The 20,342-nt window shown below is 44.4% G+C and carries 21 protein-coding genes; 18 read left to right on the top strand and 3 right to left on the bottom strand.

What is annotated here, in order from left to right:
* The first annotated feature begins 3 nt into the window (after nt 1–3).
* From NV381_RS11660 to NV381_RS11615, 10 genes are all read left to right on the top strand, one after another.
* Entirely contained in the window at nt 4–867 is an 864-nt protein-coding gene (locus NV381_RS11660) for a type II secretion system F family protein (RefSeq protein ID WP_258213550.1), read from the top strand.
* Nucleotides 868–897: 30 nt separating this feature from the next.
* A complete protein-coding gene (locus NV381_RS11655) occupies nt 898–1,116 on the top strand; it encodes a Flp1 family type IVb pilin (protein ID WP_258213455.1) in 219 nt (72 codons plus the stop codon).
* A gap of 28 nt (nt 1,117–1,144) precedes the next feature.
* On the top strand, nt 1,145–2,146 hold the full coding sequence (locus tag NV381_RS11650) for a hypothetical protein (protein ID WP_258213454.1): 1,002 nt from the start codon (nt 1,145–1,147) through the stop codon (nt 2,144–2,146).
* A gap of 49 nt (nt 2,147–2,195) precedes the next feature.
* Nucleotides 2,196–4,481 (top strand): hypothetical protein, encoded by a 2,286-nt coding sequence (locus NV381_RS11645; RefSeq protein ID WP_258213453.1) that lies wholly within the window; start codon nt 2,196–2,198, stop codon nt 4,479–4,481.
* Nucleotides 4,482–4,500: 19 nt separating this feature from the next.
* Nucleotides 4,501–5,172, top strand: a complete 672-nt coding sequence (locus tag NV381_RS11640; RefSeq protein WP_258213452.1) for a TadE/TadG family type IV pilus assembly protein — start codon at nt 4,501–4,503, stop codon at nt 5,170–5,172.
* Nucleotides 5,172–5,687, top strand: coding sequence for an A24 family peptidase (locus NV381_RS11635; RefSeq protein ID WP_258213451.1), 516 nt, complete (start codon nt 5,172–5,174; stop codon nt 5,685–5,687). The genes NV381_RS11640 and NV381_RS11635 overlap by 1 nt, the downstream gene beginning before the upstream one ends.
* An 18-nt stretch (nt 5,688–5,705) precedes the next feature.
* Nucleotides 5,706–7,400: an FHA domain-containing protein gene (locus tag NV381_RS11630; RefSeq protein ID WP_258213450.1), complete on the top strand. Its 1,695-nt coding sequence runs from the start codon at nt 5,706–5,708 to the stop codon at nt 7,398–7,400.
* Nucleotides 7,401–7,402: 2 nt separating this feature from the next.
* Nucleotides 7,403–8,275, top strand: coding sequence for a PP2C family protein-serine/threonine phosphatase (locus NV381_RS11625; protein ID WP_258213449.1), 873 nt, complete (start codon nt 7,403–7,405; stop codon nt 8,273–8,275).
* An 80-nt stretch (nt 8,276–8,355) separates the two neighbouring features.
* Nucleotides 8,356–9,915, top strand: coding sequence for an ABC-F family ATP-binding cassette domain-containing protein (locus NV381_RS11620; protein WP_258213448.1), 1,560 nt, complete (start codon nt 8,356–8,358; stop codon nt 9,913–9,915).
* A gap of 99 nt (nt 9,916–10,014) precedes the next feature.
* Nucleotides 10,015–10,305, top strand: coding sequence for a Dabb family protein (locus NV381_RS11615; protein ID WP_258213447.1), 291 nt, complete (start codon nt 10,015–10,017; stop codon nt 10,303–10,305).
* Nucleotides 10,306–10,345: 40 nt separating this feature from the next.
* On the opposite strand, the gene NV381_RS11610 is transcribed toward NV381_RS11615, so the two are convergent.
* Both NV381_RS11610 and NV381_RS11605 read right to left on the bottom strand, forming a co-directional pair.
* Complete coding sequence (locus NV381_RS11610; protein ID WP_258213549.1) at nt 10,346–10,780, bottom strand: hypothetical protein; 435 nt, start codon at nt 10,778–10,780, stop codon at nt 10,346–10,348.
* 184 nt (nt 10,781–10,964) lie between these two features.
* Nucleotides 10,965–11,294 (bottom strand): ASCH domain-containing protein, encoded by a 330-nt coding sequence (locus tag NV381_RS11605; protein WP_258213446.1) that lies wholly within the window; start codon nt 11,292–11,294, stop codon nt 10,965–10,967.
* Between the two features lie 128 nt (nt 11,295–11,422).
* Between NV381_RS11605 and NV381_RS11600 the strand changes: the two genes are divergently transcribed.
* The 3 genes from NV381_RS11600 to NV381_RS11590 all read left to right on the top strand — a co-directional run bounded on the left by NV381_RS11600 (nt 11,423) and on the right by NV381_RS11590 (nt 16,283).
* Nucleotides 11,423–12,490, top strand: coding sequence for a M42 family metallopeptidase (locus NV381_RS11600; protein ID WP_258213445.1), 1,068 nt, complete (start codon nt 11,423–11,425; stop codon nt 12,488–12,490).
* A gap of 3 nt (nt 12,491–12,493) precedes the next feature.
* On the top strand, nt 12,494–14,443 hold the full coding sequence (locus tag NV381_RS11595) for an ABC-F family ATP-binding cassette domain-containing protein (protein WP_258213444.1): 1,950 nt from the start codon (nt 12,494–12,496) through the stop codon (nt 14,441–14,443).
* Nucleotides 14,444–14,669: 226 nt separating this feature from the next.
* Nucleotides 14,670–16,283, top strand: a complete 1,614-nt coding sequence (locus NV381_RS11590) for an ABC-F family ATP-binding cassette domain-containing protein (RefSeq protein WP_258213443.1) — start codon at nt 14,670–14,672, stop codon at nt 16,281–16,283.
* A 149-nt stretch (nt 16,284–16,432) separates the two neighbouring features.
* Here NV381_RS11590 and NV381_RS11585 read toward each other — a convergent pair whose 3' ends face one another.
* A complete protein-coding gene (locus NV381_RS11585; RefSeq protein ID WP_258213442.1) occupies nt 16,433–16,645 on the bottom strand; it encodes a hypothetical protein in 213 nt (70 codons plus the stop codon).
* Between the two features lie 99 nt (nt 16,646–16,744).
* Here NV381_RS11585 and NV381_RS11580 point away from each other — a divergent pair, with 99 nt between their 5' ends.
* The 5 genes from NV381_RS11580 (at nt 16,745) to NV381_RS11560 (ending at nt 20,244) form a co-directional block, all read left to right on the top strand.
* On the top strand, nt 16,745–17,269 hold the full coding sequence (locus tag NV381_RS11580) for a hypothetical protein (protein ID WP_258213441.1): 525 nt from the start codon (nt 16,745–16,747) through the stop codon (nt 17,267–17,269).
* Nucleotides 17,270–17,352: 83 nt separating this feature from the next.
* A complete protein-coding gene (locus NV381_RS11575; RefSeq protein WP_258213440.1) occupies nt 17,353–17,667 on the top strand; it encodes a thioredoxin family protein in 315 nt (104 codons plus the stop codon).
* A 79-nt stretch (nt 17,668–17,746) separates the two neighbouring features.
* Nucleotides 17,747–18,130: a kinase-associated lipoprotein B gene (gene kapB / locus NV381_RS11570; RefSeq protein ID WP_258213439.1), complete on the top strand. Its 384-nt coding sequence runs from the start codon at nt 17,747–17,749 to the stop codon at nt 18,128–18,130.
* A 93-nt stretch (nt 18,131–18,223) separates the two neighbouring features.
* The gene (locus tag NV381_RS11565; protein WP_258213438.1) at nt 18,224–19,594 is read left to right on the top strand and encodes a sensor histidine kinase; all 1,371 of its coding nucleotides are present in this window, start codon (nt 18,224–18,226) and stop codon (nt 19,592–19,594) included.
* On the top strand, nt 19,591–20,244 hold the full coding sequence (locus NV381_RS11560; RefSeq protein ID WP_258213437.1) for a response regulator transcription factor: 654 nt from the start codon (nt 19,591–19,593) through the stop codon (nt 20,242–20,244). The genes NV381_RS11565 and NV381_RS11560 overlap by 4 nt, the downstream gene beginning before the upstream one ends.
* The last annotated feature ends 98 nt before the right edge of the window (nt 20,245–20,342 follow it).

Genomic DNA, 20,342 nt, shown 5'->3' with positions numbered 1-20,342 from the left:
TTGGTGATTCTGATGCTGTTAGGCGTACAACTTGTGATCGGAGGATGGCTGCTGCTGATAGCAACACCTCACTACAGTGCCTTTTTGAAGGAACAAAAGATCTATTTAAAACTATCCTTTGCCGCACCATTGTCGTTGTGGCTGATGGACCGTTTGCGGCTAGCGGATCACCTGTCAGAGCCGTTATCCCGTGTTCATCAAGTAATGGCTGGATTGCATGGAAGTAAAACCGCTGTTATTCGCACTAAATGCTTTGCCGCTAATGTAATTACAATTGAGATTATTGTTTTGTTTGGAAGCACGGTACTATCCTTGGTTTCTGAGGGCGGTGCTGAAATGCTGCTTTACGGGTGCTGTTTGAATGCGCTGCTGCCGTTCATATTTTACAAAGAGCTGGCAGTCAGGCTGCAAAAGAAAAAGAGGCAGATGCTGTTGGAGCTCCCTGAGGTAGTTAATCTAATTGTTCTGCTTGTAAATGCCGGGGAAACTCTGCAAAAGGCTCTGATGAGGTGCATGGAACGCAAGTCGGATATTGAAGCGAGCCCACTGCTTACTGAGCTGGCTAAAGCCGCTTACGAAATCCAGATGAATGCATCCTTTACTAAATCGATGGAGGATTTCAACAAGCGCTGCGGTGTACAGGAGGTGTCTTTATTTACAACCACGCTGCTGCTCAACTATAAAAGGGGCGGTGATGAATTGGTCATGTCCTTAAAGGAACTGTCATCGAGTCTCTGGGAAAAGCGAAAATCGTTGGCTAAAACATTGGGTGAGGAAGCCTCTTCCAAAATGGTTTTTCCAATGGTTGTCATTTTTATGGTTGTGATGGTTGTTGTAGCGGCGCCTGCCATCATGACCATGGGTTAATCGTAATCAAGGATGAGAGGAGAAATAGTCATGAAAAGGATGAGCGAAGCGCTTAGCGGCTTTTGGGAGGATGAGGATGGGTTAGGAACCCTTGAAATATTATTGATCGTAGCTGTGCTTGTTATTATAGCGATCGCTTTTAGAAAATGGATTATGAAATGGGTGGGTGATTTATTTAATTCCGCTAATACGCAAATATCCGGACAATCGGGTTCCATTGTAAACGATGCAAATTCAATTAGTCCATAGAAAATGGCAGATGATTGTGGAGGCGAGGTTGAGCTGTAATAGAATGAAGCTGTGGCTTATGGATACGAATGGAAGCTTTACAATCGAAGCCAGCTTTGTGCTACCCCTTATATTATTGAGTACGATCTCACTGTTGTTTTTAGCGATGTTTGTGTTTCAAACTTCATCTGCCTATCAAACGGCGGGAATTGCTGCAGACCGTGCCGCGTTCGTCTGGGACAATAGCAAAAAGAATCCGATTACAGGCGCTTTTACGGTTGGAGAGGACGATGGTTTGTATTGGAGGTTGAATAGTGATAGTGTATCCGATCTGTTCTCTTTCCTGATCCCGAACGCTGCTTCACAAGTAACGCTGCCTGTCGCAGGACAGAAAGCAAATAACGGCCTCGAGGGGAAGCTGCTGCGGATTGGGGAAGCAGCCTCATCGGAGTGGAGTGGATCGATGCAGTACAAGAATAATGGGATTAGCCGGGAAGTGAGCGTTCATCTGGTCAAACCCTTCCATTCTCCTCGCTACGTAGAGCACAAACTAGAGAGTAAAGTACAAGCTTCAGCGGCCGCTCAAGTGGTCGATCCCGTAGAAACAATCCGGGTCATTGACCTCACTCGAACTTTTATCCAAGAAGTAAAAGGCAGAATAAAGCCAAGCGATGCACTATTAACTTTGATAGAGCCCAAATCAGTACCAGAGAAACCGGTTGTTATTAACAGCCACAAAACAGCAGTCCTATATTTGCAAACTCTCGTAAATGGAAGAGAGCTAACTATTAATGTCAATGTGGATACACAGCGAGTAGTAGATGCAATGGATACAAATCAGGTGGCGCACCAGGCATTCTATACGTTTAGTGAAAGTCAGCTTCGTAATGAACAAATGCCCAAGGACGCTCAACTTCTTCAGAATGGGACAGCAGTCAAAGGAGTGGTCTGGCACTTTTTTAAGCAGTCCCGTAATAGCCAGGTTAAGTTGTCAGCAAGCTTGAGGCAGGAGCTGGAAAGGAGAGGAATCGTGATTGTTATTCATGAATGATTAACGGTCTGCCCGTAAAAAGATTTTGTTATGAGAGGAGCGAGATTATGTGAGACCTTGGAGGGAGCTGATCCGGGAGCAGGATGGAGCAGTTTCATTGTATTTGATAATGATTTTGGTTTCGGTCTTTTTGTTATGCGCCCTCTTGATCGATTTTTCACGTCTTAAAGTGGCAGAGAAGGAAGCGGAGAATGCGGTGAAAACGGGAGTCCGCTCTACTCTGTCTGCTTTTTCCCCTCAGCTGCATAAGTATGGTCTGTATGCTCTGGAGCAGGAACAGGATAAATCCGAGGCATTATTTCTGAAAACCGTCTCAGAAAATATGTCCGGTTCTGTTACAGCGGGGGGCTTCAGCTTCATTGATCAAAAGTTGGAAACGGATGGATCGGGCATAACCTCCATGTATACGCTCGGAAATCATATCTTTTTAAAAAAACAAATTTTGGAGGAAATGAAATATCGTGCGCCAATGATTTATTCCTTGGAGATAGCAGATAAATTTAAGAAAACAGGTTTGGCTGCTACTATGTCGCAGGCCTCCCAATATGCACATAATGCGGTGAAAATTGAAGCTCTGCTCGAAGAACGAGACGGCTATCTTGATCAAGCATGGAAGGAATGGATATCCATCCATCAAAAGGCCACATCTGTACACCCTTACTACAAGGTCCAATTGGAAGCGTTGAACCAGCTTAGCGATAGAGTTGGTATTCATACTGTTACTGAGGTCAAGCAATCCATTCAGAATGCTAAACGGGATTTGACAGATTTAAGGGATCAAGTAAAGAAAATTGATCTTCGAATAAGATCCTTAATAGAATCAGGTTCGGATTCAGCGGCCGCTCTTGATCGATTATACGACACGCAATCAGAATTGAAAGCTCAAATATCAGATTTGAATGATACAATTAGTGATTTGGATCGATTATTGGAGGATGTAATTAAGTACGCAGAGCTGTTGGTTATGTTGAAATTAAAATCGTCCATGGACGTGTCTGAATTAATAGCTTATTTGAAATTATTTGAGGAGGCGCTGGCACAAGCAAATTCAGCAAATGATCAGTTGAATGAACAATTGCGGTCGATAGATACCCAGTCAACTGGCTCCTCTCCTGCTTATCCCGCGAATCAGGCGTTTCAAGGAATTCATATTATTCAAAGGCAGGAGCTGGATGAATATGGTAGTCAGGCAGCGGGAGCTGTGGCGATGTTTTCGGGACTTGAAGCTCAGCTCGCCAGTGTTCTGCTGTTTGATGCTAACAATTATAGGAATGCGGACAATACAAATCAACTTTTTTGGAAGCAGGTACACGAGCTGTATGTGAAGCAAGGGGGCAAGGAAACCGAACGAAATAAGAATAAGAACGTCATAGCCACCTCCAAACGGGAACAGCGCAGTAAAGCGCAGCCCTATTTGGATCAAGTAACGAAGGCAATGGGCAGCTGCAGCCTTGTAAGTACGACAGATCCATTTAAAGAGCATTATGTCACTCTGCAGGGAGATCCAGTTAAAGGAAGTACAGGTCTTTACCAACGCTACATGGGAGCAAACCGCCAAATCGATTTGGCACAGCCTGTGCCTGATCTTAATCTTGTTAATGCAGATAAAGCTGGAATGAGTGCAATGAATCTTATTTCTTCCATTGAATCTGTTCTATCAGAAGTCAGGGATGAGTTTTACTTGGACGAATTTGCTATCAGCAAGTTTAACTATAGAACACTCGGCTTGGAGAAGGACATTTCCGGTCAACCCAAGACCTCCAAAGAGTTGTCTCAGCCTGATAGCCACACCTTATTAAATCAAGAGCTGGAATATTTGCTGTATGGAGCGAATTCCTGTATAGGCAATTATTCAGCTGCGTATGCGGAAATATTTGTTTTCCGGCTTGCGGTGGGGACTGCTGAGGCTCTGACAGAACCGCATATTCAATCCTTGAATGCAGGTTCTCCGCTTCTTGTGTTTTTGGCTGCAGTTGCCGAAGGGGCCGTGAAAGCTCAGATGGATATGATCAAGCTTGTACAGGGAGAGCAGGTTCCGTTGTCTAAAAAATTTGGCAGCGTTGTTACCTTGTCGTACAAAGACTATTTGCGAATGTTCCTGCTTCTTCACAGCCGAGACAAAGTGCTGCTCTCACGGATGCAATCATTGATCGAATTAAACACCGGAATACCTTTAGAGCAAAGCGCAACCTACTTGTCAGGAACGGCTACGACTTCAGTAAAGCTATGGTTTTTACCAGGATTAATGAAGGTTCTGGGGGTTGCAGAATTATACTCGTGCGAGGTAAAAGGGACGCGTTGTCATATCATTAAAACGGGTGTAATGGCGTACTAACATCTCATGGAGGTGGAATATGAAGCTGATCCGAAATCAGGAGGGAGGAATCGTGCTGGAAGCTGCCCTTGTATTACCTTTGTTTCTTTCTTTTGTTCTTATGCTTATTGCCTTTATCCAAATATCGTTAACCGAGATGGCATTGCAGTCTGCTGTTTCGGAGACGACCAAGGTTTTGGCAGTTAATATGTATCCCGTCGACCTGCTTTATGCCGGCGCCAAAAGCCAATGGAATCAAAGCTCAGTAAATGGCTGGATTGATCTTGCGTTAGGGAAAATACAATCGGTGAAGCAGGGTGCAGTTGATACGGAGCAATTTATCGATGAGTATGAAAGATGGATTCCAGATCCAGTAATTGCTCTGATGGGATGGGAGAAAACGAAAAGGCTGCAGCTAGAAGAGCTTGCTCAAGCAGGGACAGATGAAACAAAAAAGAAAATCGAGGCTGTCTACAAGCCTTTACTGAATAATGCATTTGTTCCTGTTGTAGCGCTTTATGCTAATCAGACACGTCTAAAAAAGGATCGGCTCAAAGTCATCAATGTTACATTGCCGGATTTCAACGATAAGGAGAATGTTTTTATTGGTATCGAGGCGGAGTATGAGCTTCAGCTGAATGTTCCCTTTTTCAGAAAGAAGATTTTTATTCGTAAAAAAGCGTTTGAGCGAGCATGGGTAGGTGGAAGCTGATGATCGCTGCTGTATTGAGTGGTGGACTGCTTGCCATTGCATTTGCAACGGATATTGTTCAACAAAAAATACCGAATCGGATTACGGCAGCCGGCTTAATTATAGGTATTGTGCTGCATATTGCGACTGAAGGGTACTCAGGGGCCAGCTTTGCTTTAATAGGTGCGTTACTAGGCTTTATTCCGTTGCTGCTGTTGTATTGGATACATGCGGTAGGAGCGGGTGACGTTAAGTTATTTGCCGCGCTGGGAGCTTTAACGGGGGCGGAATTTGTACTTCAGAGCATTATGTATTCGCTTGTATATGCTGCTTGTATTAGCTGTCTGATTCTACTGTGGAGATGGGAATGGAAGAGGAGAGGTGTACTAATTGCGAGAATGCTGCTGCTCTTTTTTCTTTGGAAGGACACGAAACAATTGAAAGGCTTCGCAAAATCTTCGCAAAATTTCCGATTTCCTTTTATGTGGGCGGTACTTCCTGCCGCTGCGACAGCAGCTTATTTACAAATTTCATAGTGAAAGGAGGAGCAAGGAATGAATTTGCAGTTATATGGCTTGCAAGTAGACTTTGTTACTCGCAATGGACATTATATGGTGCTATCTTCACTTGAAGGTCTTCGCAGGGAGGAACTGTCCGAATTCCAGGTCAACATGCTGCAGATCAATAAAATCCCCCAGCTGCTTGAAATGCAAATAGAGGAAATCAATCAGCATATCAAGCTGTATTACAACATTACAGGCAAACGGATGCTCACACACTGGCTGCGGCTTGAAAGCTTGAATATCAAACAGTTTTTTACATTGCTATACCGAATCGTGGATACTGTTGCCTCAAGCAACATTTACATGCTGCAAGAAGGAAGATATGTTTTAAAGGAGGATTATATTTACTGCAGCGACGATTGGTGTGATATGTACCTTACCTATGTACCTAAAGAGCTTTTAACTGATAAAAATTCGGTATCCGCGGATTTACAGCATTTGGCCTCAAGGCTGATCCATAAAGTAACTGAATTATCGGGCAGCGGTTATCAAGAGCTTATGAATTATTTGATGGATGAATCTTTTAATTTGCCAATGCTTAAGCAACTGCTGCTTAAACATATGAATCAACCTAATAGCAGTGTGAACAGGATTGAATTAGATAAAGGAATGTCTAAGCGACCTTTTGCATCTTCGTTACATGAACCTGAACCCGCTAAAGAACAAAAGCAGTCTTACTCTGAGCAATCTGCGAGGTTTAACCACAAGCATGTGAACAACCTTGAACCTGTCGTTAAGGAGAAGGGCATGCAGGTAAGGCTATCGGCGCCGCTTAGTGTTGGTGTTACTGGGGCATCACAGTTCTCGGTTGCTCCACCTTCACCTTCATCTCTTTTATTGGATAAGGAAGCAGAACAGATGCTTCAGCCAGAACAGCGAAGAAAGCTTCAAATTCCGGTTATGCTGGTTGGCTTTCTTGTTCTATGTTTAATATGGAAGCTGTATTTGGATTATTCAGGTGAGGCCTGGTTAATGATCTGCTCTGGTTTATCGTTGTTAACAGCAGATGTTGTTTATTGCATTCTGTGGATCTGGAAGCCACAATCGCAGGATGATGACACTATGGAAATGGATTTTTGGAAAATTGGACCTAATCAGGATGGAGTGGAGGAGAGCAATAAAAGCGAGGATCAAGCCAGCTTAGTGCCTTTTTTTGTGCCAAAAAGAGAGCAATCAGCACATTCGGGTCCCTCTCTAGAAGACTCGTCTATGCCTCTTGTATCAAGGCTGGAATCTAAACTAGCTGCTGGCAGTTCGACTGAGATAACTAATCCTACACCAGATACATACTACAAGAGCCTCGAGCAGCGGACAACGTTTCTGACACCGTCTGGGGCAACTCAGCTTTTAAAGCAGGCAGCACATCTGCAAAAATCCCAAGCAGCCGCTCCATATCTGGAATGGAATTGTGATGGGTCAGCCAGGAAAGCTCAGATCAACAAGGCTGCTTTTGTAATTGGCAGACCGGGAGGTCAGGTTGATCTTGCTCATGATGAAGAAGGTATTTCACGAATTCATGCGGAAATCGTTCGCGAGAATGAAGCATTTTGGTTGAAGGATCTTGGTTCACGTAACGGAACCCGTGTAAATGGAGAAATTTTGGTGCCTTATCGGATGTATTCTTTGCAAGAAGGTGATATAGTTAAAATAATTAATATCGATTATACGTTTAAAATGGGGTCGTAGGGTTGAAAACAACATTTGCCATTCATTGGCAGTATGGAGTCGCTACCCATTCAGGTTGGTTTCGGATGGTCAATGAGGACCGCTCATTGTTGCGCATCGGTTCCACTGATAAAGGGGAACCGTATGCTGTAGCTGTGATTGCTGACGGTATGGGTGGGAGCGGTGACGGAGGACAAGCCAGCGAGACTGCGCTGGAGACCGTAAAGGTATGGCTGGACGAGCAGCTTCCTTCCTTGCTTCGATCGAAAAATATTTGGTCAGCTCTTGCTCCTTCTACAGATCGTTTATTTCATGATGTGAATAATCAGCTTATCGAATTAGGCAAGCTATTCGGGAGTCGACTCGGCACTACTCTGACTCTTGTTTTCTTGTTTAGTGAAACATACTTTATTTGCCATATAGGTGATTGTCGCATTTACAAGGTCAGTCGTAGAAATCGGCTCTCCCAGCTAACGAAGGATCAATCATGGACAGCTGAACAGATTCGCAAAGGCAGATTAACTCGCCAGCAAGCACGCAAGCATCCGAAACGGCATGTGCTTTTGCAGTGCCTTGGCATGCAAAAAGAATTGAAGCTTATAAAGCGAACAGGCTTCTATACAAAGCACAATACTTTCCTTCTTTGCAGCGATGGCTTTTACAATCGTGTGTCTGATATGGGCATTGAGCGTTTATTACGTGAAGGTGAGCAAATGCAGCCTGATTTGCAAAACATTTGCGATTTGCTGATCGACAAAGCGTTGGACAAGCGGTCAAATGATAATATAAGTCTACTTTTGCTTCGTTCGGTAACATCGACGCAAACACCTTGGAAACGATTGTATTATCGTTGTAAAAATTTGAACCTCCTATTCCCTGTCGAATGGCGAAAGTGATATAATAATATGTCTTGTTTTTATTTCAATTTCTAAAAATATACAATTATTTACAATAGACAGGAGATTATCGAAGAGCAATGAGTTTGTTGACAGTTGAAGATTTAAGCCATACATTTGGTGACAGAGTTTTGTTTAAGCAGGTTTCTTTCAGATTGCTAGCAGGTGAGCATGTCGGTTTAGTTGGAGCTAACGGTGTGGGTAAATCCACGCTAATGAATATTTTGACAGGTCAGTTATTAAAAGACGAAGGCAAAGTGGAATGGACCCCAAGAGTTCAATACAGCTATTTGGATCAACATACTAAGCTGACTCCGGGCAAAACTATTCGTGACGTTCTGAATGATGCATTTCTTCCGCTTTTTGAACAAGAAGCCGAAATGATGCGTATAACCGAGCAAATGGGAGATGCGGACCCGGAGAAGCTGGAGCAGCTGCTAGAGCAAATGGGGGAAATTCAGGACAGGTTGGAAAATAGCGGGTTTTACCTGCTCGATGTCAAAGTTGAAGAGATGGCCAATGGTCTTGGTTTGGACGCGATCGGCTTGGACCGGGATGTAGCACAGCTGAGCGGCGGTCAACGGACCAAGGTTCTATTGGCTAAGCTGCTGCTAGAGCAGCCTACGGCGCTGCTGCTGGATGAGCCGACCAACTATTTGGATGTCGAGCATATTGAATGGTTGACTAACTATTTGCAAAGCTATCCTTATGCCTTTATTTTGATTTCTCATGATACGGAATTTATGAACAAGGTTGTAAGCATTGTTTATCATTTGGAGTTTTCCAAGCTTACACGTTATACAGCTAATTATGAAAAGTTTCTGCAAATGGCAGATATGAATAAACAGCAGCATATTGATGCGTACGAAAAGCAGCAAGAATATATTAAAAAGCAAGAGGATTTTATTCAGCGTAACAAAGCAAGGGCGTCCACCTCAGGCCGCGCAAAAAGCCGTGAGAAGCAGCTGAATAAAGTGGACCGGATAGATCGTCCTGAAACTGCGGTTAAACCGACGTTCCAGTTCAAAGAAGCTAGGGCAAGCGGTAAAACCGTTTTTGAAGGTCAGGACTTGGTAATTGGATACAACTCACCGCTTCTGCCCAAAATGAACATGACCATTGAGCGTGGTGATAAAATTGCTATCGTCGGCTGTAATGGTGTAGGTAAATCCACTCTTCTGAAGACGATCATAGGTAAGGTGCCAGCATATGGCGGTAAAACGTATTTAGGTGATTTTTTATTTCCCGCCTACTTTGAGCAGGAAGTAAAAGCTCCCAATTTGACACCTATCGATGATGTGTGGAATGAGTTTTCGAGTATGAACCAGCATGAGGTAAGGGCCGCTTTAGCCCGTTGCGGACTAAAGAATGAGCATATCACCCGGCCGATGAGCATGCTGAGCGGTGGAGAGCAAGCTAAAGTGCGCCTGTGCAAGCTTTTGATGCGGGAAAGCAACTGGATTTTGTTTGACGAGCCGACGAACCATCTGGATGTTGTTGCCAAGGAGGAGCTTAAGCGTGCATTAAAAGAATTTAAAGGCACGATTCTGCTCGTTTGTCATGAGCCGGATTTTTATGAAGATTGGGTAACTAACGTATGGGATGTCGAAGAATGGTCTAACCAGACAGTCAATAAGTGATTGGTGGTATCAGAGTAAAGGAATATGTGCATTTGCCGCATATTTCTTTTACTGTACATATTGAACTATTATTTTTATTAAAGAGAGGACGTTTATTTGATGATAACTCATGTTGTATTTTTTAAACTGAAAGACCGCAGCCCAGAAGCCGTAAAAGCAACAGCTCAAGTTCTGACCAATATGGAAGGGAAAATTCCAGTCTTAAAATATATTGAAGTAGGACTTGATGTGCTTCATTTGGAACGTTCCTATGACATTGCTCTGATTACTAAGTTCGAATCCCTTGAGGATCTTCAAGCTTATGACGGGCATCCGATTCATTTGGGAGTTAAAGAGCACATGAAACAGGTGCTTGACGGTACAAGTGTTTGTGTTGACTTTCAATCTTAATTTTAGACAGCTGAAAAAACCGGCTCAAGTGAATGGATATTCACCAAAGAGCCGGTTTCATCATCATCATCCATAACATGATAAACAGAATTGACATGTAGTAATATAAAGCGCGTGACAGCTTGTTTACCAAAGCTTTTCGGTCATGCTCGGGCTGCCTAAGTCGACGGATCGTTGGGGAAAAGGCGCGGGCCATAAAAAATAATGAAGCAATAAGTACGATGAACGTCCCTGCAATCCACGGTGTAGTCCACGGCCATCCGCCAAGCCAAAGCAGCAGAAGCCCGGAGAACACCAGGACATGGCCGGAATGTTTAGATAAACGGACAACGAAATGAAATGAATCTAGATAGGAATGCAGCAGTATTCCTTCTGCTGTCCTAAGCTTGGATAACATAGGGATTAGTACAATAAAAGGTCCAATTGAAACTAATGCGCTTACTGCGTGGATAAAGACTAGCCAGGAATACAAGATTAAAGCCTCCAAACTTGAAAAGGTTAATAAAACAGTGTAGCATTCATTTTATTGAAGACTACACTGTTTTTGCTTCGTTGAATATAAAGTACAGCTTGTATGCACAGCCTAGCTTTGACAAATGCTCACATCTCAATGGGATAGTGCAGCCGCTTGTCAAAGGAAGATACAGGCGATAACTCGCTTATACAGCGCGGAACTCGTGCACCCAGACCTTCATGTGCGGAAGCCAAGGCATACCGGCATGCATGGATAATATGTGATTTTTATAGCTTTCCACATTATCGAAGCCTTCAGTTTGAACAGCCTCGTCTGTCAGTTCACCAAGCGATTGCTGGTAAACCTTATATACTTCGAATTTTTGGCCTTTTAATTCCATGATTTCACCGATATCGGCATAACGGCCGTTTCGGCGGGTGGCTGTTTTTTCGCCACGAATTACTTTTTCTACATCATCTTCCTTGGTAACTAATCGTTCGATTGTACAGGTTTTTGGTGGCAAATTTTCAGACATTGGGCAAAAAACCTCCTTCATTTTGTTCATTTGTAAGCTTACATGAAAAATTTGTCGGAAGCAAATACTTAAGAGCTTTCCAGAGGGAAACTCGCTTTGGAAAGCCATACAACAAGAGGAGGATTCCAATGAAATCCAAAATTAACCAAGCTTATGTGCACAACATTCTGGAGCAATTATTGAAATCTCCCAGTCCGAGTGGTTATTGCCATAACATTATGAAGCTGGTTGCTTCGGAAGCTGGAAAGTTAGGTTATCCCATAAGCTATACTAAAAAAGGCTGCGGTGTCATTACCGTACCAGGCAAGCAGACGGAGCGGGTGATCGGATTGTCAGCTCATGTCGATACTTTGGGGGCCATGGTCCGGTCAATCAAATCGACTGGAACCCTTCGCTTTACATCGGTTGGCGGGTATATGATGGGGGCTGTCGAGAATGAATATTGCAAGGTGCATACAAGAGATGGACGCAGCTATGACGGTACCATCTTGACAACGAAGCCTTCTGTTCATGTATATAGCGATGCCAGAGAATTGAAACGGGAAGAATCGGTTATGGAGATTCGACTGGATGAGCCTGTTAAGACTGTAGAGGAAGTTAAGCAGCTAGGAATTGAAGTTGGGGATTTTATCTCATTCGATCCGCGAGCTGAATTTAAGGCAAATGGTTATATTAAATCACGTCATTTGGATGATAAAGCAGGTGTAGCGGCATTATTTGGTTTGCTGGAGCTGTTAAAGCGTGAAAACATAATTCCAGCTTGTACACTTCAACTGTTAATAAGCACCTACGAAGAAGTAGGGCATGGTGCGGCATACCTGCCTCCGGAAATAGATGAGCTGATCGCTGTTGATATGGGTGCAATGGGAGATGACCTGTCCTGCACAGAGTTTGACGTTTCCATTTGCGCCAAAGATTCGTCGGGGCCTTACGATTATGAAATGACCAGTAAGCTGGTGGAGTTAGCCAAAAGAGATCAGTTGTCCTATGCAGTGGACATCTATCCGCAATATGGCTCCGATGCATCCGCTGCTTTGCGTGGAGGAAGCAACATTAGAGCAGCGTTAGTTGGACCGGGAGTGCACGCTTCTCACAGTATGGAGCGTACTCACAGCGAGGCCCTGTGGAATACGATTGCCTTGCTAGCGGCTTATGTAGTGGAGCCTAGTTTTACTAACGAATCAAAGGGGATGTAATCATTGAATTTAGTAGCGATAGAGCATTTTAACAAAAGCTATGGGGAGAAAGTGCTGTTTGATGACATTTCCTTTCATATTAACGAAAAACAGCGGATAGGCCTTGTTGGCGTAAACGGAACAGGTAAATCCTCATTGCTGAAGGCGATTGCTAAACTGGAAAGCGTTGATTCGGGTAAACTGGTGCATGCCAATCATTTTCGCGTTGAATATTTGCCGCAAAATCCTGAGTTTGATTCAAACTCCACCGTATTGGAGCAGGTGTTCTATGGGGATACCCCGCTGATGCAAACATTAAGGGATTATGAGGAAGCACTAACCTTGCTGCAAGAAGCGCCTGAGGACGAAAAGCGGCAATCTCGCTTATTTGCGGTACAGCAGCGGATGGATACGCTTAATGCTTGGGAGGCTAGCACTACTGCCAAAACAGTGCTGACCAAGCTCGGCATACATAATTTCACACAAAAAGTTGGGGTTCTGTCAGGAGGCCAGCGCAAACGTGTAGCAATGGCAAGAGTACTGATCCAACCGGCCGACCTGCTCATTCTGGATGAACCGACTAACCATATTGATCATACAACGGTGGAATGGTTGGAGGAATTCCTGGCGAAGTGGAAGGGTGCTCTCCTCATCGTGACGCATGATCGTTATTTTCTGGATCGTGTTACCAATCGCATTCTCGAATTGGATCATGGTAAGCTGTACAGCTATGAAGGCAACTATGCGACCTTTCTGGAGAAAAAAGCCGAACGCATGGAGCGTGAAGCATCCGAAGAGGACAAGCGTCAGAACCTGCTGCGTCGTGAACTTGCGTGGCTTCGCCGCGGTGCCAAAGCCAGGTCGACTAAACAAAAGGCGCGTATTGACCGGGCTGTTGAGCTGCGGGATCGCAAGGTAGATGGGCCCGCTGAACAGATGGATATGGCGCTTGGGGCAAGCCGGCTTGGTAAGAAGGTCATGGAGCTGGAGCATGTTTCGAAATCTTTCGATGGGCGGAATATGGTTAAAGATTTCAGTTATATTGTAATGCCGGATGACCGAATCGGCATCATTGGACCTAACGGCAGCGGTAAATCCACATTTCTGAACATGCTGGCAGGTCGGCTTCAACCGGATGAAGGTACAATAGAAACAGGCACAACTGTAAAGCTTGCTTACTACACCCAAGAAAATGTAGAAATGAACGAGAAGCAGCGGGTCATCGAATACATTAAGGACGTAGCAGAAGTGATCCGTACAGCGAATGGCGAATCTATCACAGCAGGCCAAATGCTGGAGCGCTTCTTGTTCTCTCCTTCGCTGCAATGGACACCTATCGGTAGACTGTCAGGCGGAGAGCGGCGCAGATTATACTTGCTGAAAACCTTGATGGGAGAGCCGAATGTGCTGCTCCTGGATGAGCCGACCAATGATTTGGATATACAGACATTGACCATTTTAGAAGAATATCTGGATGATTTCCCGGGTGCAGTAATTACCGTTTCGCATGATAGATACTTTTTGGATCGGACATCTGATCATCTATTTGCTTTTGAGAACGGAACTATAAGTCGATTTAATGGCAATTATTCCGAATATTTGGAGTCGGTCCGTGCTGAGGAGCAGGCAGCGGCTAACGTTCGCAAGCAGCAGCAGGCTTCCGCAGCCGGACAGCTTAAGGACAACGCTTCATCCTCCTCGGAAGCAGTTGATTCCAGCCGCAAGGAAAATAACCGACCTCGCAAGCTTTCCTTCAAGGATCAAAAGGAATGGGATGAGATTGAAGGCAAGATTGAGAAAATTGAAAATCGGCTGGCAGAGGTGAAGCAAGGCATAGAGCGGGCAGGCAGCGATTACGGAAAAGTGCAGGAGCTGTTCGCAGAAGAACAGCAGCTAACAGGGCAGCTTGAACAAACTATGGATCGTTGGGCTGAATTGTCGGAGCTCATAGAGCAGATTGAGGCAAATAAATAAAAGCGATTCAATTGTTGGTTTTCTTGCAATATCAGACTGGATCAGCTCCGTTTGAAAACTAGAAAGTCTGATATTGCAAGAAAAGCTTTTATTCGAAGCCTTTTTTATGAAGATACATTAATATTTTGCAATTCCATTGGGAAAAGACGGGCTTCTTATGCTATAATTTATGTTTGGGAGCAATTAAAGCATCAAAGCAATAATTTAAGAGAGTAGGGAATAATTAATGATTACAGTATCAAATGTAACTTTACGATACGGCAAGAGAGCGTTGTTTGAGGATGTTAACATCAAGTTCACTCCAGGAAATTGCTACGGATTGATCGGAGCCAATGGGGCCGGAAAATCAACATTCATTAAAATTTTATCCGGTGAAATGGAAGCCAATAAAGGGGAAGTCAGTATCACTCCTGGCGAACGGATGGCAGTTTTAAAACAAAATCATTTCGAATATGATGAAATAGAAGTGTTGCGTACTGTAATGATGGGCCATTCGCGTCTGTTTGAAATAATGGAAGAAAAGAACGCTCTTTATGCCAAAGAGGATTTTTCCGAAGAGGACGGTATGCGTGCTGCCGATCTGGAGGGTGAATTTCAGGAACTCGATGGCTGGCAAGCGGAGTCGGATGCCGCTGAGCTATTGATCGGTCTCGGTATTAACAAGGATATGCAAGAGCTAAAGATGAAGGAATTAAGCGGTAACGAGAAGGTTCGTGTCCTGCTCGCACAAGCGTTGTTCGGCAACCCGAATATTCTACTGCTCGATGAGCCTACCAACCATTTGGATATTGAATCGATCAACTGGCTGGAAAACTTCCTGGCCCGTTTTGAAGGTACTGTAATTGTAGTATCCCATGACCGTCACTTCTTAAACCAAGTATGTACACATATTGCCGATATTGATTTTAGTAAAATCCAGCTTTATGTGGGCAACTATGATTTCTGGTATGAGTCCAGTCAATTAGCGCTCAAGCTTACCCGGGAATCCAACAAAAAAACCGATGAGAAGCGTAAAGAATTAGAAGCCTTTATACAACGCTTTAGTGCAAATGCTTCCAAATCAAAGCAAGCCACTTCACGGAAAAAGCAGCTCGAAAAGCTTACTTTGGAAGATATCAAGCCATCCACGCGGAAATATCCGTTTATTAAATTTCAACCTGAACGGGAAGCGGGCAAACAGCTGCTAACTGTAGATAAGCTGTCCAAATCAATAGATGGCGAACAAATATTCAGCAATATCAGCTTCACTATTAACAAAGGCGACAAAATTGCTTTTGTCGGACCGAATGGAAACACCAAATCCACATTGTTCCAAGTGCTGATGGGGGAAACACCGGCAGATTCCGGCGAATTCACATGGGGCGTTACGACTACTCAGGCGTATTTCCCTAAGGATAACTCCTCTTACTTCAACACAGATATCAATCTGGTAGATTGGCTGCGTCAATATTCGAAGGAACAGGATGAGTCGTATCTGCGCGGTTTCCTGGGCCGCATGCTGTTCTCCGGGGAAGAGGCGCTGAAAAAAGCGAGTGTATTATCCGGGGGCGAAAAGGTTCGCTGCATGCTGTCCAAAATGATGATGAGCGGCGCCAATGTCCTTATTCTGGATGAACCTACCAACCATTTGGATTTGGAGTCCATCACAGCACTTAACAACGGAATGGTTGATTTTGATGGTACAATGCTCTTCGTATCGCATGACCATCAGTTTATCCAAACTGTAGCCAATCGCATCATGGAAATTACGCCGAATGGCTTGATAGACAAAATGATGACGTACGACGAGTACTTGGCTAGCGATGAAATAAAGAAACAGCGTGAATTGATGTACACTTGATTGTCTTAAACTTGACAAGGATAAACGGCTGCGTCCAGCAAAAGGATGAGTGTGTTAGTCCAGGTTAAGCCAAGTCAACCAATTAACTTTTTATGCTAATTAATCAAAGAAAAAAGGATGAGCTTGGGTTACGTAGCTCATCCTTCTTTTTAACTCCCGCCGGTACGGCGACGCTGATTGTTAGGCTTCTTGTTATTCTGGCTTCTCATTACGGCGCTGTTGCCGCCCCGTTGCTGCGAATTCGCCTTGGCATCGGCTTGCTCTTGCTTTTTTTGCGCAAGCTTGTTCTTAATAGCGTCAGCTAAACTGACTTTTTTCGGTGCTTGTGCTTCTTCATTGCTTGTTTGGTTCACGTCCGACATGTTGTACACCTTCCTTGCTCTAGATGATTACATTGTACTGATTTGTCCAAGAGGAAGCAAGTTAAATATAGAGTTAAATTAACTTAGGAGATAGCCCTCATGTTTGATCCAACTATTTATGATAATCTAAAAGTTGTCTTTGAAGGCGCCATGTATGACATGGATTTAGACGATTTTGTTCAAATTATTCAACGAACGGATCGGGTTGAATTAGCTACGATGTCTCGCAGTTTTGGAATGGAAGCGGTAAGAAAGCAGGGAGGGCAAGTAATTGGCCGTATCCTGTTGACGGCATCCCTTGCAGACTTAGCTGCAGAGCTGCTGTCTCAGTCCGGTGAACAGCCAGGCTGCGGTCTGGAGCTTACATTTATTTTCCCAATTCAAGATATGGAGCGGGATTGTGCATTAGCTGCCAAGCAGATGATTGACATATGGGGAGATAAAGTTAGCATAGCCCAAAGTATTCATATGGAGTATGGCAAACAACCTGTGAAGCTGGAAAACCATCTGACTGTACAGTTTTTGAGAAAGCTTGACGAGAGACAGATAGACGATATTCCTAGCCTGTTAGAGCATTTTCTTCTGAGTCTGGAGCGACTGGATCAACATTTTGCTACAGAATAGCTGTCCCGCCGAGAGAATTGAGCTTGATTTTGCAGCTAATGTATAGTGAGCAAGTCCTATTTTTAAAAAAGGAGGGTCAGACTTTGATAGAATGGACAGAGATGCAGTTGAAGGAGTGGGAGCTGAGTGGAAAGACAGAGCGGCAGTTCATTTATTTCTACACCCCGCTATGCGGCACCTGCAAAATGACAGAACGTATGCTGCAGGTCATTCTGGCCCTTGACCCGAAGCTGCCCATTGTGAAATGCAATATTAACTTTTGTCCGCAGATAGCTTTAGAGTGGCAGATAGAAAGTGTGCCTTGTTTAGCGGGCTTTGGGCCGGACGGAGTTTTACGCAAAAGATACCGAATGCAGGCTGTCGATGACTTGCATCGATGGTTTCAAGAATTCGCATAGGAAGAAGCTAGATCCGTCAATGCTCGTAAGAGGATTGGGATACCCGATTTGCATTCAAAAAAATTCTAGGAGGAAACCCATGAGCGAACAGTTTGAAATTGGAAGTGTAGTTACCGCGGAGTACAAGACAGGTGAGTACGCAGGTGAGGTTGTTGAAGTATCTCCATCGGGAAAAATAGCTGTGAAAATTTTGGCGGTTATCAAGCATCCGACACAGGGGGATTTGCATAACCCTATGGATCCCAACGTTCCGTTCTTTCACCAGCGCCGTGCATTGGCATTTCAGGAGATAGCCTTGATTCCCCGGTACTCCCTTAAGACGTTTCATGGTACCGTACAGGATTACCGTACATCATTGGAACGGGCGCTTCACTCAGAGATTCGACAGCTGAAGCAAACGGTTCATTGGGCGGAACGCAGCTTGCAGGAGCTCGAGCAGCTGCAAAAGGATTATTCCATTTAAAATATTAGGAATTGACTTGGACTAATCGGCTTCAGAAGGTAAAAACTATGAATCACCCTTATTATTCTTTTGAAACGGATGTGTCGGATCGTTATGCTGTTTGTGCTGATAGGATTATGGACGATCGGTTTGCTGCTGCTGGTTACGGACCCGAGAAGGCCAACAACCCGCTGGATAGCCAGCATTGCCTTTACCGGCGGATCCGGCGGCTTATCCGCAGTTATTCATGACCAGTTAACCCCTTACCTGTACGAACAAGGGTGGCTCGCTGAACCTGTAGTGCGCATATTGAGCCATGCTGAAACGATATTCTCACTCATATGTTACTATGGACTTCCGTATACCTTCTGTATGTTTTCATTGATTTACCACCCGAATGCGGATTTATGGCGTTGGAAACGACAGTTAGCATGGCTGCTTATCCTGCCTGCTGCAGTCTCCTTCGCTTTTGATTCTGCACCGGGGGATCCAATTCCATACCGGTACGTTGTATGCTGGACGACTCCATACATTATGATTGGAATAGGGATGCTGCTTCACGGGGCTATTAAAGAGCGGAATACATTTTTGCGGAAGCTCCGGATGCTGACGGCTTTGGCTGCGGCACCGACGTTATTTTTTGCTTTATTCACGATGTATGTGCTGCCAGCCTTGTTCGGAATCTATGAATGGTGGCGCTATAATGCCGCTGTCATCGGCTTCACCTTAGCCGTTATTTTAATATCAAGCTTCCGCTATGGTTTCATGGGTCTGCAAATATCCATCAGGAATCAAAAGCTCGACTATACGTTGCGCGCGATTACTTCTGGAACATCGATATTGAATCATGCCATAAAAAATGATGTAGGTAAAATCAGATTATTCAGTGAAAAAATCAAATCGGAAGCCGAGCAGCCGGATCCTCAGCAGCTTGTTAACGATATTGAAGTGATTATGAATGCTTCCCAGCATATATATGATATGATTTATCGTATTCAGGGCCAAACGCAGGAGGTAGTTTTACATAAAGAGGAGCAGAAGCTTTCGCTGTTGCTTAACCATTGTCTGAAAATGCTGGAGCCAGGCTTCCTTAACATTGAGATTGCCAGAGATTTTCGTTGTGAAGGAGTCATTTGGGCGGACCGGGCTCAGGTGATTGAAGTATTTACGAATGTACTGACAAATGCGTCGGAAGCGATGCCTCAGGGAGGGCTACTGACAGTTAAGCTGACAGAAACGAAACGCAATCTTGCCGTGGAAATTAAAGATACGGGTACAGGAATGGATAAAAGGCAGCTAAAGCGGATATTTGATCCTTTTTATACAACTAAATCGGGCAAGAAGCTTAATTTCGGGCTGGGCTTATCCTACTGCTACACTATCATACAGAAGCATAAAGGCACGATGGAAGTCCACAGCAAGCCTGACCATGGCACCTCGGTATTTATTAATTTTCCTAAAAAGAAAGGCGGCGTTGGAGGATGAACCGGATACGTGTTGTTATCGTGGAGGACGATCAGGATTGGCTTCGGGGCTTAATAAGCTATTTGGGCAAAGAAACGGACTTGGATATAGTCGGCCAAGCTTCGTCAGGCCAAGCTGCTGTGGAGCTGCTTGAGCGTGTGGAAGCAGATGTCGTGTTGATGGATATTATGATGTCTGACAGCCCTGAAGGAATATGGGCCGCTGCGGAAATTGTGCAGTGTACGGGTGCACGAGTGATTATGCTTACCTCTATGGAGGAGAAGGAGCTTATCTTCGAGGCATTCAAGGTTGGGGCTGTCGACTATATGGTGAAATCGAACTTTACAGAGATCCCGCAATCGATTCGCAATGCTTACGCTAACCGCAGCTCCATTCATCCAAGCGTGGCAGCCAAAATGCGTGAAGAATTCCGTCGTCTAAAGGATCTTGAGCATGAGGTTAGAGTAAAAGAGCTGCGCGACCTTCTTACCCCGACAGAAATCCAGGTACTGGATCTCATTGAAAAAGGCCACACACAAACGCAGATCGCCGATAAATTCGTAGTTTCGATCCGCACCATCAAAGTGCATGTCGGGAATATCTTGCGCAAGCTTGGCGGGAAGAGCAGTAAAGAAGCGGCTCAAAAAGCGAAGGATATGGGCATTTTATAGCGGTTCATTCGCTGTTATGGCGATATAACCGTTTTTTTGTATTGGCGAATTTTCAAGGCTTTATGGTATAGTATTTTACAGTTTATACTTAACAGTTA

The sequence above is a fragment of the Paenibacillus radicis (ex Xue et al. 2023) genome (assembly GCF_024722015.1).
Lineage (GTDB): Bacteria > Bacillota > Bacilli > Paenibacillales > NBRC-103111 > Paenibacillus_S.
This window is presented reverse-complemented; position numbering and strand designations above follow the sequence as displayed.

Coding starts and splice junctions, on each gene's coding strand:
- NV381_RS11655 (WP_258213455.1), top strand. CDS start 898: ATGAAAAGGATGAGCGAAGCGCTTAGCGGCTTTTGGGAGGATGAGGAT.
- NV381_RS11640 (WP_258213452.1), top strand. CDS start 4,501: ATGAAGCTGATCCGAAATCAGGAGGGAGGAATCGTGCTGGAAGCTGCC.
- NV381_RS11635 (WP_258213451.1), top strand. CDS start 5,172: ATGATCGCTGCTGTATTGAGTGGTGGACTGCTTGCCATTGCATTTGCA.
- NV381_RS11630 (WP_258213450.1), top strand. CDS start 5,706: ATGAATTTGCAGTTATATGGCTTGCAAGTAGACTTTGTTACTCGCAAT.
- NV381_RS11620 (WP_258213448.1), top strand. CDS start 8,356: ATGAGTTTGTTGACAGTTGAAGATTTAAGCCATACATTTGGTGACAGA.
- NV381_RS11615 (WP_258213447.1), top strand. CDS start 10,015: ATGATAACTCATGTTGTATTTTTTAAACTGAAAGACCGCAGCCCAGAA.
- NV381_RS11605 (WP_258213446.1), bottom strand. CDS start 11,294: ATGTCTGAAAATTTGCCACCAAAAACCTGTACAATCGAACGATTAGTT.
- NV381_RS11600 (WP_258213445.1), top strand. CDS start 11,423: ATGAAATCCAAAATTAACCAAGCTTATGTGCACAACATTCTGGAGCAA.
- NV381_RS11590 (WP_258213443.1), top strand. CDS start 14,670: ATGATTACAGTATCAAATGTAACTTTACGATACGGCAAGAGAGCGTTG.
- NV381_RS11585 (WP_258213442.1), bottom strand. CDS start 16,645: ATGTCGGACGTGAACCAAACAAGCAATGAAGAAGCACAAGCACCGAAA.
- NV381_RS11580 (WP_258213441.1), top strand. CDS start 16,745: ATGTTTGATCCAACTATTTATGATAATCTAAAAGTTGTCTTTGAAGGC.
- kapB (WP_258213439.1), top strand. CDS start 17,747: ATGAGCGAACAGTTTGAAATTGGAAGTGTAGTTACCGCGGAGTACAAG.
- NV381_RS11565 (WP_258213438.1), top strand. CDS start 18,224: ATGCTGTTTGTGCTGATAGGATTATGGACGATCGGTTTGCTGCTGCTG.
- NV381_RS11560 (WP_258213437.1), top strand. CDS start 19,591: ATGAACCGGATACGTGTTGTTATCGTGGAGGACGATCAGGATTGGCTT.